Source organism: Petrotoga sp. SL27 (genome assembly GCF_002924605.1).
In the GTDB taxonomy this organism is placed as follows: Bacteria; Thermotogota; Thermotogae; order Petrotogales; family Petrotogaceae; genus Petrotoga; species Petrotoga sibirica.
In genome coordinates, this window is sequence record NZ_JAIP01000035.1 from 1 (window position 1) to 1,473 (window position 1,473).

The following is a 1,473-nucleotide window of genomic DNA, read 5'->3' on the forward strand; positions in this document are numbered from 1 at the left end:
CCGTACTGCCTTCAGGTGTTCCCAACTCGGGTGGCGTGACGGGCGGTGTGTACAAGGCCCGGGAACGTATTCACCGCAGTTTGGCTGACCTGCGATTACTAGCGATTCCAGCTTCATGTAGGCGAGTTTCAGCCTACAATCCATATTACGGAGAGTTTTTTCGGATCCGCTCCACCTCTCGGCTTCGCTTCCCTTTGTCCTCCCCATTGTAGCACGTGTGTCGCCCAGAGTATAAGGGGCACGCTTATCTGACGTCATCCCCTCCTTCCTCCGCCTCGTCGGCGGCTGTCCAATTAGTGTCCCCAACTTTACTTGCTGGTAACTAATTGTAGGGGTTGCGCTCGTTGTGGGACTTAACCCAACACCTCACGGCACGAGCTGACGACGACCGTGCACCACCTGTGTAACCTCCTACCTCACGGCAGGCCAGTAGATTTCTCTACCTTCAGTTACATGTCAATCCCTGGTAAGGTTCTTCGGTTAGCTTCGAATTAAACCACATGCTCCACCGCTTGTGCGGACCCCCGTCAATTCCTTTGAGTTTCATCCTTGCGGACGTACTCCCCAGGTGGCTCACTTATCGCGTTAGCTTCAGCACAGAGAGTCTTTCGCTCCCTACACCTAGTGAGCATCGTTTACAGCCAGGACTACCCGGGTATCTAATCCGGTTCGCTCCCCTGGCTTTCGGACCTCAGCGTCAGCTGTAGCCTAGTAGACCAACTTCTTCACCGGCGTTCTTACCTGTATCTGCGGATTTCACCCCTACTCAGGTAATTCCGTCTACCTCTGCTACGCCCAAGATGACCAGTTTCATCCGCAAGCCAATCGTTGAGCAATCTTTTCACAGATGACTTGATCATCCGCCTACGTCCCCTTTACACCCAGTGATTCCGGGCAACGCTCGCCCCCTACGTCTTACCGCGGCTGCTGGCACGTAGTTAGCCGGGACTTTTCCTAATCTACCTTCTTCTGTAGTGTGTCCACTACCCTTTTATTCGATTAGTTCAGAAGTTTACATCCCGAAGGACTTCTTCCTTCACGCGGCGTCGCTGGATCAGGCTTTCGCCCATTGTCCAATATTCCCCACTGCTGCCTCCCGTAGGAGTAGGGCCCGTGTCTCAGTGCCCTTGTGACCGTACATGCTCTCACACCGGTTATCCGTCATCGGCTTGGTGAGCCTTTACCTCACCAACTACCTGATGGATAGTAGGTCCATCCCAAGGCTGCCTTCCACTTTCCCCTCTCGGGCTTATCAGAGTTTACCTACCGTTTCCAGTAGCTATCTCTGTCCTCGGGGTAGGTCCCTACCTTTTACTCACCCGTTCGCCACTAACCATCACTCCAAAGAGTAATGGCCCGTTCGACTTGCATGTGTTACGCACGCCGCCAGCGTTAACCCTGAGCCAGGATCAAACCCTTCATCCTAAACTCTTGGGCCTCCTCTATCTACTTTTCAAAGACCAACATACATCA

The 1,473-nt window shown here is 53.4% G+C and carries 1 rRNA gene; it reads right to left on the minus strand.

Annotated features, from left to right (window positions below):
- Positions 1-1,425, minus strand: a 16S ribosomal RNA gene (locus tag AD60_RS09940); the annotation flags it as partial.
- Between the last annotated feature and the right edge of the window lie 48 nt (positions 1,426-1,473).